General features: G+C 59.2%; 18 protein-coding genes. 15 read left to right on the forward strand and 3 right to left on the reverse strand.

The window, feature by feature from the left end; translation table 11 throughout:
• Positions 1-32 precede the first annotated feature (32 nt).
• From AAGD24_RS17845 to AAGD24_RS17855, 3 genes are all read left to right on the forward strand, one after another.
• A complete protein-coding gene (locus AAGD24_RS17845; protein ID WP_091642485.1) occupies positions 33-1,067 on the forward strand; it encodes a proline/glycine betaine ABC transporter permease in 1,035 nt (344 codons plus the stop codon).
• Positions 1,068-1,078: 11 nt separating this feature from the next.
• On the forward strand, positions 1,079-2,137 hold the full coding sequence (locus AAGD24_RS17850; RefSeq protein ID WP_036210930.1) for a betaine/proline/choline family ABC transporter ATP-binding protein: 1,059 nt from the start codon (positions 1,079-1,081) through the stop codon (positions 2,135-2,137).
• 104 nt (positions 2,138-2,241) lie between these two features.
• Positions 2,242-3,108, forward strand: coding sequence for a substrate-binding periplasmic protein (locus tag AAGD24_RS17855; RefSeq protein WP_379865795.1), 867 nt, complete (start codon positions 2,242-2,244; stop codon positions 3,106-3,108).
• Here the strand turns inward: AAGD24_RS17855 and AAGD24_RS17860 are convergent.
• Positions 3,083-4,045: an META domain-containing protein gene (locus AAGD24_RS17860; protein WP_379865797.1), complete on the reverse strand. Its 963-nt coding sequence runs from the start codon at positions 4,043-4,045 to the stop codon at positions 3,083-3,085. The genes AAGD24_RS17855 and AAGD24_RS17860 overlap by 26 nt on opposite strands.
• Positions 4,046-4,184: 139 nt before the next feature.
• Between AAGD24_RS17860 and AAGD24_RS17865 the strand changes: the two genes are divergently transcribed.
• Positions 4,185-4,922 carry a glutathione S-transferase family protein gene (locus AAGD24_RS17865; RefSeq protein ID WP_036210924.1) on the forward strand — a complete coding sequence of 246 codons (738 nt, stop codon included), beginning with the start codon at positions 4,185-4,187 and terminating at the stop codon, positions 4,920-4,922.
• On the opposite strand, the gene AAGD24_RS17870 is transcribed toward AAGD24_RS17865, so the two are convergent.
• A complete protein-coding gene (locus tag AAGD24_RS17870; protein WP_228210055.1) occupies positions 4,912-5,925 on the reverse strand; it encodes an AraC family transcriptional regulator in 1,014 nt (337 codons plus the stop codon). The two genes, AAGD24_RS17865 and AAGD24_RS17870, sit on opposite strands and share 11 nt — an antisense overlap.
• 134 nt (positions 5,926-6,059) lie before the next feature.
• On the opposite strand from AAGD24_RS17870, the gene AAGD24_RS17875 reads away from it, so the two are divergent.
• The 7 genes from AAGD24_RS17875 (at position 6,060) to AAGD24_RS17905 (ending at position 12,416) form a co-directional block, all read left to right on the forward strand.
• The gene (locus AAGD24_RS17875) at positions 6,060-6,983 is read left to right on the forward strand and encodes a sterol desaturase family protein (RefSeq protein WP_075194222.1); all 924 of its coding nucleotides are present in this window, start codon (positions 6,060-6,062) and stop codon (positions 6,981-6,983) included.
• A 98-nt stretch (positions 6,984-7,081) separates the two neighbouring features.
• Positions 7,082-7,999: an alpha/beta fold hydrolase gene (locus AAGD24_RS17880; protein WP_075194221.1), complete on the forward strand. Its 918-nt coding sequence runs from the start codon at positions 7,082-7,084 to the stop codon at positions 7,997-7,999.
• A gap of 64 nt (positions 8,000-8,063) precedes the next feature.
• The gene (locus AAGD24_RS17885) at positions 8,064-8,861 is read left to right on the forward strand and encodes an SDR family oxidoreductase (protein ID WP_036210911.1); all 798 of its coding nucleotides are present in this window, start codon (positions 8,064-8,066) and stop codon (positions 8,859-8,861) included.
• A gap of 23 nt (positions 8,862-8,884) precedes the next feature.
• On the forward strand, positions 8,885-9,685 hold the full coding sequence (modA, locus tag AAGD24_RS17890) for a molybdate ABC transporter substrate-binding protein (RefSeq protein WP_051947070.1): 801 nt from the start codon (positions 8,885-8,887) through the stop codon (positions 9,683-9,685).
• Positions 9,685-10,365, forward strand: a complete 681-nt coding sequence (modB, locus tag AAGD24_RS17895) for a molybdate ABC transporter permease subunit (RefSeq protein ID WP_041332518.1) — start codon at positions 9,685-9,687, stop codon at positions 10,363-10,365. The genes modA and modB overlap by 1 nt, the downstream gene beginning before the upstream one ends.
• Positions 10,362-11,438, forward strand: a complete 1,077-nt coding sequence (modC, locus tag AAGD24_RS17900) for a molybdenum ABC transporter ATP-binding protein (protein ID WP_085678748.1) — start codon at positions 10,362-10,364, stop codon at positions 11,436-11,438. Before modB ends, modC begins: the two co-directional genes overlap by 4 nt.
• 96 nt (positions 11,439-11,534) lie before the next feature.
• Positions 11,535-12,416: an alpha/beta fold hydrolase gene (locus tag AAGD24_RS17905; protein ID WP_075194218.1), complete on the forward strand. Its 882-nt coding sequence runs from the start codon at positions 11,535-11,537 to the stop codon at positions 12,414-12,416.
• A gap of 66 nt (positions 12,417-12,482) precedes the next feature.
• Here AAGD24_RS17905 and crp read toward each other — a convergent pair whose 3' ends face one another.
• A complete protein-coding gene (crp, locus tag AAGD24_RS17910) occupies positions 12,483-13,124 on the reverse strand; it encodes a cAMP-activated global transcriptional regulator CRP (protein ID WP_007153756.1) in 642 nt (213 codons plus the stop codon).
• A 236-nt stretch (positions 13,125-13,360) separates the two neighbouring features.
• Between crp and AAGD24_RS17915 the strand changes: the two genes are divergently transcribed.
• The 4 genes from AAGD24_RS17915 (at position 13,361) to AAGD24_RS17930 (ending at position 16,484) form a co-directional block, all read left to right on the forward strand.
• A complete protein-coding gene (locus AAGD24_RS17915) occupies positions 13,361-13,783 on the forward strand; it encodes an OsmC family protein (RefSeq protein ID WP_036210899.1) in 423 nt (140 codons plus the stop codon).
• A gap of 256 nt (positions 13,784-14,039) precedes the next feature.
• Positions 14,040-14,831 (forward strand): adenosylmethionine decarboxylase, encoded by a 792-nt coding sequence (gene speD / locus AAGD24_RS17920; RefSeq protein WP_036210896.1) that lies wholly within the window; start codon positions 14,040-14,042, stop codon positions 14,829-14,831.
• Between the two features lie 157 nt (positions 14,832-14,988).
• A complete protein-coding gene (locus AAGD24_RS17925; RefSeq protein WP_036210893.1) occupies positions 14,989-15,591 on the forward strand; it encodes an FMN-dependent NADH-azoreductase in 603 nt (200 codons plus the stop codon).
• A 35-nt stretch (positions 15,592-15,626) separates the two neighbouring features.
• Positions 15,627-16,484, forward strand: coding sequence for a pirin family protein (locus AAGD24_RS17930; protein WP_228210052.1), 858 nt, complete (start codon positions 15,627-15,629; stop codon positions 16,482-16,484).
• Positions 16,485-16,488 lie beyond the last annotated feature (4 nt).

Genomic DNA, 16,488 nt, shown 5'->3' on the forward strand with positions numbered 1-16,488 from the left:
TTCATCTGAACGCTTCTGGGGACTGACCGCAAATGGCGACCTACGATTTCGTGTTTTCATCACTGGGTCTGGAAGACTGGTGCTCTGACGGCCAAAGTGATGCCCCCATGTCAATGGCGGCGTTGCTGCAAAAAACCAAAGGAACGGACGCCGAAGCAGAGTCACTATGGGACCTGCCTTTTCCATCCATGGACGCGCTTAACGAGTCCTGTGCGGCCTTCCCCAAATCCAGGGAACTGACAAAAGGTCTTGAAGAGGGCTTCCTGTCCATCAAGGACAGTCTGAGTGTTGTTCTGGACCCTTTGACCCAACCACTAAGCTGGTTTCTGGACGGGACACTCTACGGCATGCTGAACACGCCCTGGTGGATCGTGATACCGGCGCTGCTGGCCGTGGTGTTTGTCGTCACCAAATCCTGGAAACTGGTGGGATTTGTGGCGGGCAGCCTGGTTCTGCTGGCCTTTATTGACTACTACCAGTATGCGATGGAGACGCTGTCGATCATCTTTGTCTGCGCGTTCCTCTGTGTGCTGCTGGGCGTGCCCATCGGCATTGCCATGTCCCGCAGCGACATGATGCAGCGCCTGACCATTCCCGTGCTCGACATGCTGCAGACACTGCCGCCCTTTGTGTACCTGATTCCGCTGATCTTCCTGTTCAGCGTGACCGAGTCCAAGCTCTACGGCATTGCCATCATCCTGTACGCCATTGTGCCGGTCATCCGTCTCACCAACCTGGGTATCCGCCTGGTGGACAAGGATGTAATCGAAGCCGCTGACGCCTTCGGGATGACCAGCCAGCAGAAACTCTTCAAGGTCCAGATTCCACTGGCGCTGCCCAACATTATGGCGGGTGTAAACCAGACCATTATGATGAGCCTGGCGATGGTGGTTATCGCTTCCCTGGTGTCGGCACCGGGGCTCGGGGTGCTGGTGCTTCAGGGCATTCGCAACCTGGAGCTGGGTGTCGGGCTGGTTGCCGGCCTTGGCATCGTGATTCTGGCGGTGATCCTTGACCGGGTAACCAAGGCCTCACTGGCGCGCATCAACGCCTCACAGAAACAGTAAGGGAGCGAATCGTGGACCGGGATATCAAGATTTCCATCCGGAACCTCTACAAGATTTTCGGCCCCATTCCCGATGTCGCCCTGGCGTATGTCCGCCGGGGTATGGGAAAGGCCGAACTGCTGGAAAAGCACAACCACGTACTGGGTCTCCAGGATATCAACGTGGATATGCGAGAAGGCGAGATCACCGTCATCATGGGTCTGTCGGGCTCAGGCAAGTCCACGTTGATACGCCATCTCAACCGGCTGATCGAACCCACTGCCGGTGAGATCAAGGTGGATGGCAAAAACGTACTCGCCTTCGACGAGGACGGATTGCGGAAGCTGCGGCGTGAACAAATGTCGATGGTTTTCCAGAAATTCGCCCTGCTTCCCCACAAGACCGTGCTGGAGAACGCCGGCATGGCGCTGCTGGTAAGAGGCCATACGGTGCGGGACTTCGAGGACGAAGCCAAGAAATGGCTCGCCCGGGTGGGGCTGGAAGGCAACGAAAACCAATACCCGCACCAGCTATCCGGCGGTATGCAGCAGCGCGTGGGCATTGCCCGGGCACTCGCATCCAACTCGCCCGTGATGCTGATGGACGAGGCCTTCTCCGCCCTGGACCCGCTGATTCGCTCCGACATGCAGGACCTGCTGCTGGAGTTGCAGGAGGAACTGAAGAAAACCGTGGTGTTCATCACCCACGATCTGGACGAGGCGCTAAAGCTGGCGGACCACCTGGTTATCCTCAAGGACGGACACATCGTCCAGCAGGGCGAACCCCAGGAAATTCTCATGCATCCCAACGATCCGTACATTACGGATTTCATCAGCGACATCAATCGTGCACGGGTTCTGAGAGTGCGTTCCGTGATGGCAAAAACCACGGAACCTCCCGCTGACAGTGCCGGCGACATTTCCGATCGGGACAACCTGGAGTCGGTGATCGCAAGATCCGACGGCGATACCGACCTTGTCTATCGGGTGGTCAAAAAAGGCAACCAGGTAGGCATTCTCGAGATGAAAGAACTGGTCAAGGCACTGGTGCCGGTCGATGCATCGGAAGGAGACAATCGCAGCCGTTACTGATCGGGGGCCATCCCGGTGGAGGTGGGCTCCTGGATGACAGCAGCGTGACAGACGGGCTATTATAAATAGGTCGCCGTAGCTTCGCGGTGCCCCAGACAACGATCATGCCCAGACTGGCAGTGGCTCTACTAACCGTACTCCTGTTGCACGGCTGCTCACCTCCTCCTGACGAAGAGAGCCCTTCTTCAGACGTCGACACGCAGACGCCAACCAATGAGGCCCTGTCCGCTGCCCTTTCCAATACGACACCCCGGCCCCGGACGATCGTTATCGCATCCGATCCCTGGTGCCCCCATAACTGCGAAGCGGGGAGCGATCGCGAGGGCTACATGGTGGACATTGCCCGCGAGGTCCTTGGCGAAGCCGGCTATACCGTGGAGTACGTCAACGTTAGCTGGGCACGGGCGCTGCAATTAACGCGTGAAGGTCAACTGGACGCAGTGGTCGGTGCCTTCACAACCGATGCCCCGGATTTCGTGTTTCCAGACGCCCCCCAGGGGCGCTCAGCCATTGCGCTGTTTACCCACCCTGACAACCGCTGGGTATACGACGGGCTGGCATCGCTCCATAACCAGAAGCTGCTGGTCATCAATGGGTACTCCTATACCGATGAGCTGGACCGGTACATTGAGGAGCATCAGGCCAACCCGGAACGAATCTGGGTGATCGCGGGGCCGTCACCCCTTGATCGGGCCATCTACCTGCTGGACCAACACCGTACTGACATTTTTGCGGAAGATATCTACGTGATGGCCTGGTGGGAAATGAACAACAACGACACTGTCCCCGCGCCACGGCAAGCAGGGTTGGTCGACGAAATCGATGCCTTCGTCGCGTTTTCCCCGGTACGGGAAGACGCAAAAGAACTTGCGAAACTCTTAACGGAAGGCACCCGACAACTCATGGACAGCGGCCGGGTACAGCAGATCCTGGACCAGTACGGACTCAGTCTGTGGACTGAAACGCCCTGATCAGACGTCCATCTCTGGTCACCAGCAGCAACTCACCGTGCCGGCCAATGTCGAAGCGTCGAACCTCACCCAACAGCGACAGGAATCGGTCTTCCTGGTTCATCAATGCCGGCGCACAGGCTTTTCTGGTTGATGCCATCCGGGTGAACTCGAGCCCTTCACCCGTCAAATTCCATCCACCGCTGAATTGATTGCAGGACGCACGCCCTGCCACACGCTGATCCGCCAGGAAGTTCAGTGTCACCCGGGAACTGTCAATAATCCCGCGGCCGCCAATGTCTTCAACAACCCACTCAGTTCCCCGAAGCAACCGCTCAGGATCCCCTCCGCAGCCCTGGGATTCTTCTCCGTTTACGGCCAGCCGCACCTGTCGAGGATAGGGCATGCCGGTCATGGAATCGCGACACAGTTGGCTTGCTGTCTTCAGCGATACCCGAACGCCATCACCTTCAGCCTCGAAAGTACGTCCCGTGGTCGCGCTCTCGACAACCTCGTAGCGTAGTGCAATCGGCTCCTTGCCCATTTGCTCCACCACCAGTTGCCCCGGCTCAAGAACTGCCCGCCAGAACGGCTCGTTCCCCCGGGCGATAAACGGCTTCTCGACAGCGCCCGGAACCAGGCATAGCGGCAACGCCTGCCCGTCTATTGTCAATGTGGCAGTGTCACCCTTGCTCCAGAACTGGGTGCCATCGTTGTCGGGGTCCACAAAGCGCGCACCGGAGGCACTTTCCTTTTGCTTCAACACCATTTTGTCGCTGCCGAACGTTATCGTCAGACCACTGCGGTCCTCGTGGTAGTCGAGGCCTATATCAGCCTGGCCGCATGCCATGGTATTGACGGCAAGGCCGTCACCGGCGCGTTGATCCTCGGTGGATGCACAGCCCGCGACCAGCAGGACGCTGACCAAGGCCGGCAAAGAGGCGGCGATTCCTTTCATTGTTTATTCCTCATTCCCTGTGGTTGTAACAGTTGCAGATTATCCATGATGGCTGCCGATTTTAAAGCAGAGCCGTTACCATTTCCTGCCTTAAAGCATTACGCTTAGGCCATCAAAACACCCGGGAGTATTCCACGTCATGGCGATAAAACTCTACCAGTTTGCTATTTCACACTACTGCGAAAAGGCTCGCTGGGCCCTGGATCACAAAGGTCTGAGCTACGAAGCCATCAGCCTTCTGCCCGGCCAGCACATCAACACCATCCGCAAACTGACGGGCGCTGATTCATCGGTACCGGTACTGGACCATAACGGTCACCGGGTTCAGGGATCGAAAGCCATCATTGACTATCTGGACGACACGTTTCCCGAGAACCCGCTTACGCCGACCGACCCGCAGGCCCGCGAGGCCGCGCTGTCCTGGGAGCAGCGGCTGGACGACGAAGCCGGCCCCAGCGTGCGCTGTTACTCCTACCACCACTTCCTGCAACGCCCCAAGGTGGTCGTTCCCATGCTGGCTGCGGGCACGCCCTTCTACAATCGGATTCTACTGAGACTGGCCTTCAGCCGGGTGGACGAGGTCATGCGCAAATGGATGAAGATCAACGAGAAAACCGCCGCGCAGTCGCGGGAAACCATGGAGCGCTACCTGACCGAACTGGCGAATGCCTACCAGGAGAAGCCCTACCTGGCTGGAGATAGCTTCTCCCGCGCCGACCTCGCCGCGGCATCCTTGTTCGCACCCATGTTCCAGCCCGGCCAATACCCGGTGCCCTGGCCCAAACCGGCGAAAATCCCCAAAGACATCCAGGCCTGGTTGGATCAATGGCAGCCACAGATCCACACGCTGGAAAAGGTCTATGCTGCTAATCGCTGAGCCACTGACGGCGCTCTCGGCCGGGTGAATTGCCGGTCCAGCGGCGGTAGGCCCGGGTAAAAGCACTTTGCTCGGAAAAGCCCAACAGCAGAGCAATGTCGGTCAGCGTCAGTGAGGTGTCGTCCAGGTACTGTCGCGCCAGCTGTTCCCGGTTCCGATCGAGCCACTGCTGCCAGCTCAACTGATACCGGGCCAGGCGTCGCTGCAGCGTTCGCGGTGACATGTGCATGGCATGGGATGCACGCGCAAGGGTGGGCTCGCCATCAGACAACAGTTTCAGCAGTACCTGCTGTAGCTGGCGATCAATGCCCGAGCCCGCCTGTGACGCCTCCGGCAACGCCCGCAGCAGGGCACGGGCCTGCCGGTCCAGCAACTCGCGAAGTGTCGGGTCTCGCCGGGGCATGGGCAGGCTGAGGTAATGCAGCGGAAACCGGACTCGCACATGGCTGTCGTTCCAGGTCACCGAGCAGCCAAAAAACCGTTCGTATTCCCTGGCCGCCTCAGCACTGACGTTACCCAGAAAACTCACTAGCGAGGGCGGAGGGGGCTGATCAATCTGGCGACGCATAAAGGTCACCAATGCTGCAATTGCAGCGCCGTCCGCCTGCTGGCCAAGCTCATTCTCCGAGGGCGGCCAGCGCATTTCCGCCTGATCGCCGACGACCTCGATTTCCGCCAGGCTGGCACCATAAAACAGGGTTTCGTAGCGCTGGTAGGCCAACATGGCCTCGCCGAGGGTGTCGGACGCCAGCACCAGATAGCCGAGCACACCCACATGGGCAGGACGCACACAGGCCCCCACCTTTAGCTCGGGAGCGGCATACTGAGGCGCCAGAGCCAGTCCCTGCGCCAGCAGGTCACGCCACACCGGCACCGGTACGTTGTCTTCCGACGCCCAGCGCGCCAGCGCTATCCTGACCGGGGCATTCTCCAGTCCCTCCTGTTCAAGCCAGTCCGATAGCAGTCCCGTCCAGGCACCGGTTACCCGCATTACCTTGGCCATGGTTCACCGTCCTCCACGCGCTGCGTCATTCATTGTTGGCACTAATCATCAATTTTGTGGCGTTTATTGTCAATTTATGGCATCGCCATCGGCGCAGAATACAGTCACACCTACAATCACAATACGGTTTCACCATGGCATTGATGGACATGATGAGGGCGGTTCTTGAGGAGAGCGGGTTGCTGCCCCTCTGGAACACCCTCGCCCCCTGGCTGGCACTGGACGAACGCCAACTGATATTCGTTGTCGCTACGCCGGTGTTTATTGCCGTCACCCTGTGGGAGTACCTGCGGATTCGCCACGACCCCACGCGCATGGACGTACCGGAAGCCCTGCGGAATTTTGCCCTGGGTGCCGGCTACCAACTGACAGAGTTGCTGTTCGCGGGCCTGATCGCCTTTCCCGTATACGCATTCCTCTACCATCACCGCCTGCTGGATCTGGAACTGAACTGGGCAACGGGTCTTCTGACGTTTGTTGGAGTGGATTTCTGTTTTTACTGGATGCACCGTTCCAGCCACCGCATACGCTGGTTCTGGGCCGCCCATGTGGTCCACCATTCCTCCGAGCGTATGAATTTCTCCACCGCCATGCGCCAGAATGCCACCAATATCTTTAACGGCATGTGGCTGTTCTATGTGCCCCTGGCGTTGATCGGCTTCAATCCTGTGTGGATCGGCGTGGCTTATGCCCTCTCACTGGTGTACCAGTTTTTCATTCACACCACGCTGGTTGGCAAACTGCCAGGCTGGGTGGAAACCGTGCTCAACACCCCCAGCCATCACCGGGTTCACCATGGCCGCAACCCCGGCTATATCGACCGCAACTACGGTGGCACTCTGATCGTCTGGGACCGACTGTTCGGCACCTTTGTCGCCGAAGACGAACAGGCACCACCGGACTACGGCATTACCCGACCGATACACTCCAGGAACCTGCTAGTGCTGTGGACCCACGAGTACGTGGACCTGTTCCGGGCCATGGCCCGACCAGGCGGCCTGCAAGCCCGCCTGAAGCACCTGTGGAAGCCACCCGAATGGGATCGGGACGCGGACTAGCGCCACAAAAGCCGGATTTTCCGGCTCCGTCTCACATTAAGGCCCGATTTCCGGCTAGACTCCCGTTTACGCCAACAACCCGCCCGGAATCGACCAACATGGACCTGCAGGAAAGTTTCATCAACAGCCCCGATCACCATCGAATTCCGTTGCTGTCGTGGGCGGCGGAGGCCCCGTCGGCCGTGCTGGTCATTGCCCACGGCATGGCGGAGCATGCAGCCCGCTACCAGCCGCTGGCGCTCTGGCTGAACCAGCAGGGGGTATCGGTGATTGCGATCCAGCATCGAGGCCACGGACCGCATTGCCCCGAAACTGACCTTGGCCATTACGCCGACCACAAGGGCTGGCAGAAAGTAGTGGACGACCTGCAGCAAGTCGTTGTCCATGCCAGAAAGCAACACCCCGACCTCCCGCTAACGCTGTTCGGCCACAGCATGGGTTCGTTCATCGCCCAGGCCTTCAGCCAGCAGTATGGTGACCAGATCGACAGACTGATCCTATGCGCGACCAATCGTATCGACAAACCGAAGTTGCGGGCCTCCCTGGCACTGGTCCGCTCTCTCCGGGCACTGCGCGGGAAACGGCACCACAGCCGCCTGATCGACAATATGACCTTCGGTGCCTTCAACAAGGCGTTCTCCCCCAATCGCACCAGCCATGACTGGCTCAGCCGCGACCCGCAACAGGTGGACCGCTACCTGAGAGACCCACTCTGCGGCTTTCCCTGCACGGCAGGCCTATGGTCCGACTTCATTGGTGGCATGCTGACCATCAATCCAAAAACATGGCGCAAGGACCTTCCGATACACCTGCTGGCCGGTGACAGCGACCCGGTTGGCGAGATGGGACACGGTTTCAACCGGCATGTTGCCAACCTTCGTGGCGCCGGCCTGCTCGTTGCCTCCGACCGTCTGTTTCCCGGCGCCCGTCACGAACTGGTCAATGAAACCAATGCTGACGAGGTCTGGCACCACATCCTCGACTGCCTGCGTACCGGGACAGACTCCGGCGCGTAAAAACATGACGCCGACCGGCCCGGGGCGCTAAGATCAATGCCACCCAACTAATCGGAGTAAGCCCATGTTTACCAACAGAGTCGTGTGGATCACCGGCGCCTCGTCCGGCATTGGTGAGGCCCTGGCAGCCAGGTTTGCGCGCGAAAATGCAAGAGTTGTTCTTTCGGCGCGACGCCAGCCAGAGCTGGAGAGGGTCCGCCAGCACTGCATTGATGCCGGCGCCGCCCCGGAAAACATGCTGGTATTGCCTCTTGACGTTACCGACCTGCCCTCACTTCCGGTAGCTGCCGACCACGTCATCAGTCACTTCGGCCAGATCGACCTGCTGATCAACAACGCCGGCCTTTCCCAACGCTCTCTGTGCAAGGATACCGAGCTGTCGGTGTACCAGAAGCTACTGGATGTGGATGTGATGGGGCAGATTGCGCTGACCAAGGCCGTGCTCCCCCATATGCTGGAGCGCCAATCCGGACACCTGGCGGTGACCGCCAGCGTGGCCGGTAAAGTCGGCGTCCCCCTGCGCACCGGCTACTGTGCCGCCAAGCACGCGGTGATGGGCTTCTTCGACGCCCTGCGGGCCGAGGTGGAAGACGATGGCATTCTGGTCTCCACCATCACCCCCGGATTTATCCGCACGGACATTTCCCGCAATGCCCTGGCGGCCGATGGCTCTGCCTTCGGCGAGGAAGACGAGAACATTGCCGGTGGCATGGACGTCGGCGAGTGCGCGGATGTCATCGTCAGTGCGCTGGCCAAGGGAAAACGCGAGATTCCCGTCGGCAAGGGCAAGGAAATGGCAGCGCTTTGGGTCAAGCGTGTCGCTCCCGAGATGATGTTTAAGTTGGCGCGCAAGCAGAACTGAATCTGGAGTCACTGAAAACGGTTATGTACCAATCCACGTCAGCGGATCATCAACCAAGAGTCTGCTTCTTACGCATTGCCACGCTGCTGTTTTTTTCAATAGCCAGCCTCCCGGTCATGGCCGGTGAAGTCAGCCTCGGCGTTGCTGCTAATTTCACCGACACCACCCGCGAACTGGCCAAACAGTTTGAAGCCAAGACTGGCCACACGGTTTCAGCCAGCTTCGGGTCCACCGGCAAGCTGTACGCCCAGATCCGGAACGGTGCGCCCTTCGACGTGTTCATGGCCGCCGATGCACGCAGACCGGCGCTTATTGAGAAGGCGCGGGCCGGCGCCCCCAATACCCGCTTCACCTATGCCCGGGGCAAGCTGGTGCTTTGGAGCCCGACCCCGGACGCTTTCGGGGACGCTGAGAGCTACCTGGCCCAGCAAACGTTCGCAAGGCTGGCCATGGCAAACCCGAAGACCGCGCCCTACGGCCTTGCAGCACAACAGGTTCTGGAACATTTAGGCCATTGGCAGGCACTGCAGGCGAAGCTGGTTCGTGGCGATTCCATCGCCCAGACCTTTCAGTTTGTGGTCAGCCGCAACGCCCAGGCCGGCTTTGTAGCCCTGTCTCAGGTAACATCCTGGGACGACAAGGAAGGCTCCCTTTGGAACGTGCCCCAGGACTATTACCAACCCATTGACCAACAGGCTATCCTTTTGAACCGGGGAACCAGCAATGAGGCAGCCTTGGCCTGGATGGACTTCCTGAAATCGAACACTGCCATCGCCACGATCCGGGGCTATGGCTATGACCCCGCTTACGACACGGCTGACTGATGCTTGAAACCTACTGGGACCCGGTCTGGCTGACACTCAGGCTGGCCACGACCACCACATTGTTGCTGCTGCTCATTGGCACGCCCATCGCCTGGTGGCTGGCCCGCTCCCGGCGCTGGCTGCGCCAGCCGGTTGCAGCGATCGTCGCCCTGCCCCTGGTGCTGCCACCCACAGTGCTCGGTTTCTACCTGTTGCTGGTCATGGGGCCTGACGGCTGGGTTGGCCAGATAACACAGTCCCTCGGGATCGGCCTGTTGCCATTTACCTTTGAGGGCCTGGTGGTGGCGTCGGTCATATACTCCCTGCCATTCACCGTTCAACCTCTGCAGAATGCCTTTGAAGCCGTAGGCGAGGGGTTCATGGAAGCCGCCGCAACCCTTCGTGCCGCCCCGTGGGAGCGGTTCCTGTTTATCGCCGTGCCCCTGGCAAGAAACGGATTCCTGACCGCCTCCGTGCTCACCTTCGCCCACACCATCGGTGAGTTCGGCGTGATCCTGATGATCGGTGGCAACATCCCGGGTGAAACCAAGGTGTTGTCGGTGGCCATCTACGACCACGTGGAATCCCTTGAGTACGCCCAGGCCCACTGGCTGTCCGCCGGCATGGTGGTGTTCTCCTTTGTGGTTCTGGTGACCCTCTACGCGCTTAACGGCAAAGCCCGCGCGGGAGCTCTCAGATGACCGCCACTATCCATGCCCGCTTCCGGTGTGCCTTTCCGGGGTTCGACCTGGACGTTGACCTGACCCTCCCGGGTACCGGCATTACCGCCCTGTTCGGGCACTCCGGTTGCGGCAAGACCACGCTGCTTCGGTGCATGGCAGGCCTTCAGAACGCGCCCGGAACCATGACCGTTCTGGGCGAACCCTGGCAGACGGAAGAGTTCGTCCGGCCGGTACACAAGCGCGCCCTGGCGTACGTGTTCCAGGAAACCCAGCTTTTTCCCCACCTGAACGTCCGCAGGAACCTGGAGTTCGGTTACCGCCGTATTCCCGCCGGCGAACGACAGATCAGATTCGATGACGCCGTTCGCTGGCTTGGCCTGGAATCCCTCCTGGAGCGCATGCCGGCCGGACTTTCCGGCGGTGAGCGCCAGCGGGTCGCGATTGCGCGGGCACTGCTGACCAGTCCAAGGCTGTTACTGATGGATGAGCCGCTGTCTGCTCTGGACCGAGCCAGTAAACAGGACATCCTGCCCTACCTCGAGAGGCTCCGGGACACCCTCGCGATTCCCATCATCTACGTGTCCCACTCCACGCCAGAGGTCGCCCGCCTGGCCGACCACATCGTGATGATGGAGGATGGCCGGGTGGTGGCCCAGGGCCCGCTGCAGGAAACGCTCGCCCGCACCAACAACCCCTTTCGACTGGAAGACGATGCCGGGGTTCTGCTGGAAGGACGGATCGACCATCTGGACCCACGCTGGCATCTGGCCCTGTTCAGGTTCGACGGGGGCCAACTGTGGTTGCGCCAGGACGACCGGCTGACACCGGGAGACAGGGTTCGTGTGCAGGTCCTGGCGCGGGATATCAGCCTCGCGCTGGCTGAGCATTCCGACCAGAGCATCCAGAACCTGGTTCCGGCCATCATCGATCAGGTCGATCCGGATGTGGCGCCGGGCGTTAGCCTTGTCCGGCTTCTGGCGGGGCCAACCCCGCTGTTATCAAGGCTGACCACCCGCTCCGTAGACCAGCTCGGCCTTGAACCCGGCAAGACCGTGTGGATGCAAATAAAGTCCGTAGCTCTCGTGGACTGACACCTTTGGCCCGGTGTTTGGCCCGCCCTGCTATCCGGCGTCGGCGCCAGGATGGTTACCCTGACCTGACTCTCAAACACAGGGCAGGTATTGATTGTGGGCAATCATCAAACACACTGGGTGCACAGCGGCGGGCTCACTATCCATGCCGTTACCGAAGGCCATCCGGACTCGACGCCGCTGGTGTTGGTTCATGGCTACCCGGACAATCTTCAGGTCTGGGACAAGGTCAGCGCCGCCTTGAGCCAGGAGTATCTGGTGATCCGTTACGATGTCCGTGGTGCCGGCAAGTCCGGCAAGCCCCGAAAAACCCGGGATTATCGCCTGGCCCTGCTGGCCGACGACCTCCAAGCGGTGGTAGACACCCTGATCCCCGGACGCGAGTTCCACCTGATCGCGCATGACTGGGGGGCGATCCAGAGTTGGGAGTCCGTCACCGGAGAGCCCTTGCAGAATCGCATTCGCTCCTACACCTCCATTTCCGGCCCCTGTCTGGACCACATCGGCTTCTGGCTCCGGAAACAGCTGGAAACACCCGGGCTGGCAGGGGCAGCGAAGGTACTCCAGCAACTCACAAGCTCCTGGTACGTGTTCCTGTTCCAAGTGCCTGTGATCCCGGAAATGATCTGGAAAGCCGGCCTCGACAGGCTCTGGCCAGGGTACCTGAAGCATCATGAGCAGGTTGCCGATGCCAGGTTCAGCGCCTCCCAGAAGTCCGACGGGCTGTATGGGGTCAAGCTTTACCGGGCGAACTTCCTGACCCGGTTGCTGCGGCCACGAACCCGGGTGGCGCGCTGTCCGGTCCAGGTAATCATCCCGACCAGGGACGCATATGTGCGCCCTCAACTGAACGAGCATCTGGTTCGCTGGACCGGAAAATTAACCCTGCAAACGCTGGATACAACCCATTGGGCGCCACTGACGGAACCCGAAGCCGTATCTCGTGCCGTCCGCACATTCGTGGCTGCACACCCCTGAGCTGCCCCATACAACGAAAAAGGCCGCTGGTTCCAGCGGCCTTTCGGGACAGGGTGGTAATCGGTTTTAGCGGGTACCGTACACCACCATGGTCTTGCCCTTGACTCGCACCAGGCCCTGGTCTTCAAGGGTTTTCAGAACCCGCCCGACCATCTCCCGGGAGCAACCCACGATCCGACCGATCTCCTGGCGGGTGATCTTGATCTGCATGCCATCAGGGTGGGTCATGGCGTCCGGTTCCTTGCACAGGTCCAGCAGGGTGCGGGCAACCCGTCCAGTCACGTCCAGGAAAGCCAAATCACCCACCTTGCGGGTGGTCTGGCGCAGACGTGAGGCCATCTGCTCGCCGATGAAGTACAGAACCCTGGGGTCCTGCTGGGCGATTTCACGAAACTTGGTATAGCTGATCTCGGCAACTTCGCACTCCGTCTTCGCCTTTACCCAGGCGCTGCGCGAATCCATGTTGTCGAACAGCCCCATTTCACCGAAGAAATCCCCAGCGTTCAGGTAAGCCATGATCATCTCGCGGCCATCGTCGTCTTCAATAATGACGGTAACGGAGCCCTTGACGATGTAAAACAGGGAATCGCTTTTGTCCCCTGCATAAATGATGGTGCTCTTGGCAGGGTAACGCCGGCGATGGCATTGCGAAAGAAAATAGTCCAGATGCTTGGTTTTCTGCTCAACCGGCTTGACGATAGTGGCCATAGTGCGAGTCATGCCTCCTTTGTACTGGCGGGATCCCAATGTTTTTATTCACCCTGCTTTCCCTGCGGGTTTATTCATTATGAGCGCAACTTATAACAAGATGGCCCGGTTTCGGCAACCTGAAACATTATAGACCACATCAGCGGGGCTGCTTTTCAGCGGGCTGCTGGTGCTGACGGGATGTGCTAGCATCGCTGCCAATCGTACGTTATATCCCACTCGGAGCGCGAAATCAGATGAAAGCAACCATTGACTGGACCGGCGACGCCAGCTTCCGGGCAACCAGCGGCAGCGGCCACTCGGTGCAAATGGACGGGCCACCCGACCATGGCGGCAAGGACCTGGGGCCACGCCCCATGGAAATGATGCTGATGGGGCTGGGCGGCTGCTCGTCCTTCGACGTCATGAGCATTCTGCAGAAAAGCCGTCAGGACGTCACCGCCTGCCATGCCGAACTCGAAGCGGAGCGGGCCGACGCCGTTCCGGCAGTGTTCACCCGCATCCATCTGCATTTCGTGGTCACCGGAAACAACCTCAAGGAAAACCTGGTGAAGCGGGCCGTCAGCCTGTCGGCCGAGAAGTACTGCTCTGCGTCTATCATGCTGGAAAAGGCGGGCGTTGCCATCACCCACAGCCATGAGATACGCGACACCGCCTGAACCGGCAAACAACAGGTTCCCACAACGCGGTCACAGCGGCCTGCCAGTCTGTGGCAAACCGGCGGTTATTACGGATGCTAGAATGTTGCCCCGTACTCTACCCAAATTGAAGGTCGATGTGCATAATACGCACCCTTCTCCGCCGGTCTGCGCAAAAGGTAAACAATCCGGTCAGTTATCGGTGGCGGCCTTGGTGGCATGCATCAGACAGACATGACCACTGACATTCATCTCCAGACAATTGGGGGGGCTGAACATGGAAACCAAACTACAGTTACATGGTTTCAATAACCTGACCAAATCACTGAGCTTCAACATCTACGACATCTGTTATGCGCAGACCGAAGAGCAACGTGAAGCTTACATTGACTACATCGATGAGATGTACAATGCCGAACGCCTGACCCAGATCCTCACCGACGTGGTCAAGATCATCGGTGCCAACGTGCTCAATATTGCCCGTCAGGACTATGAGCCCCACGGCGCCTCTGTCACCATGCTGATTGCCGAACACGAACTCAGCAACGGTGAACCGGACAACGAAGAGTCACCCGGCCCCCTGCCGGATGCCATCGTGGCCCACCTGGATAAAAGCCACGTAACAGTACATACCTACCCGGAGAGCCACCCCTACGAAGGCATCAGCACCTTCCGGGCGGATATCGACGTGTCGACCTGCGGTTTGATCTCGCCGTTGAAAGTACTGAACTACCTGATCCACAGCTTCGACTCCGATGTGGTCACGGTGGACTATCGTGTGCGCGGCTTTACCCGCGACGTGGACGGCACCAAGCACTACATCGACCACGACATCAACTCGATCCAGAACTACCTGACCGAAGACACCCAGAACGCCTACCAGATGATTGACGTCAACGTGTATCAGGAAAACCTGTTCCACACCAAGATGATGCTCAAGAATTTCGATCTGGATAACTATGTGTTCGGAGTCAATGCCAGCGATCTTGACCCCCAGGAAGCACAGTCCATCGAGGATCGTCTGCGCCGGGAAATGCTGGAGATTTTCTACTCCCGCAACGTAGAGTAGTAACACGCACAGAAAGATTGAGCCTGCGCCTTACCGGGGCGCGGGCCAACTTGTTCAATTTAACTGAACAACCATTCCAAGATTCTCCGATTTCATCTTCTCCCGTCACGCAGTTCAATAGCCTCATAGCGTTCTAATCAACCAAGAGGCTCTGAACATGAAGAATATTCTCATTATTACCGCAAGCATTTTTGGTCAGGACGGCCAGTCATCCAGACTCGTCAGTCAGACACTGGACCAGCTCCGGCAGACCTACGGCGACATCCAGGCCACCTATCGGGATCTCTCCGCAGAGCCGGTACCGCATCTGGACGCCGAACGGTTCGGTGCCTTCCTGACCAACGCGGACGACCGCGATGGCTCACAGCAAGGCGTCGTCGATTATTCAGATTTGCTGATCAGTGAAGTTGTCGACGCAGACGTCATTGTTATGGGTGTGCCGATGTACAACTTCGGTGTACCGTCGGTGCTGAAAGCCTATTTCGACCACATTGCCCGGGCCGGCATCACTTTCCGATACACGGCGAGCGGCCCTGTTGGCCTTCTGGAAGATCGGCCGGTGTACATCCTGGCGGCGCGCGGCGGCCTATACGCCGGCACGCCGAACGACTCCCAGACGCCGTTCATTCGATCCTTCCTTGGTTTTATCGGCCTCAAGGACGTTCACTTTGTCTACGCCGAGGGCCTGAATATGGGGGATGATAAAAAAGAGAATTCCCTGCAAGAGGCCGGACGAGCCATTGAAACCCTGACCGCCTGAACCCGGCGATTTTTGGCATTGGAAGGAGATCCGTCATGACAGAACGAACCCTCAGACAGGTTATTCCCGGTACCGAAACGTCCGATGGCGCCGGCGTTCGTATCAAGCGCTCCCTCGGACAGCAGCAGAACGTCCGTCTCGATCCCTTCCTGATGCTGGACGAATTCGGTTCCGACCAACCGCAGGATTACATGGCCGGCTTCCCGTCACATCCGCATCGCGGATTTGAAACGGTTACCTACATGATCGAAGGGCACATGCTGCACGAGGATCATCTCGGTAACCGGGGCAACCTGAAGAATGGCGGCGTGCAATGGATGACCGCCGGGCGGGGCATTGTCCACTCTGAAATGCCCCAGCAGGAATCGGGGCAAATGCGCGGTTTCCAGCTGTGGCTCAATCTGCCGGCTGCGGAGAAAATGAAACCGGCGGGTTACCGCGATATCCAGCCTGATGAAATACCAGCCATTACCTTCGATGGTGGAGTTATCAAGCTGGTGGCTGGAGAGCTGACCGTTGACGGCCAGATACACCAGGGCGCCGTCACCGGCGGTAGCACACGGCCTTTGTATGCGGATATCCACCTGGAACCGGGACAGGAAACCCTGCTGCCGATCGATCCGGAACTGGAAGGCCTGCTCTATCTGTACGCCGGAGAAGCGTCCCTGCATTCAGCGACAGGCCCCCAGCCCCTGAAACGCTCAGCGGCAAGCATTCTTTCCGAAGGTGACAGCGTCCGCGTTGGCGCCGGTAAGAACGGAGCCCGAGTGCTGCTGATTGCCGGCAAACCGATTGGCGAGCCTGTGGTGCAGTATGGCCCGTTCGTGATGAACAGTCGTGAAGAGATCGAGCAGACTCTGCGGGACTACAGGGACGGCCGCCTGACGGCCTGAAGGC

The organism is Marinobacter sp. M5B (genome assembly GCF_042604615.1).
In the GTDB taxonomy this organism is placed as follows: Bacteria; Pseudomonadota; Gammaproteobacteria; order Pseudomonadales; family Oleiphilaceae; genus Marinobacter; species Marinobacter salarius.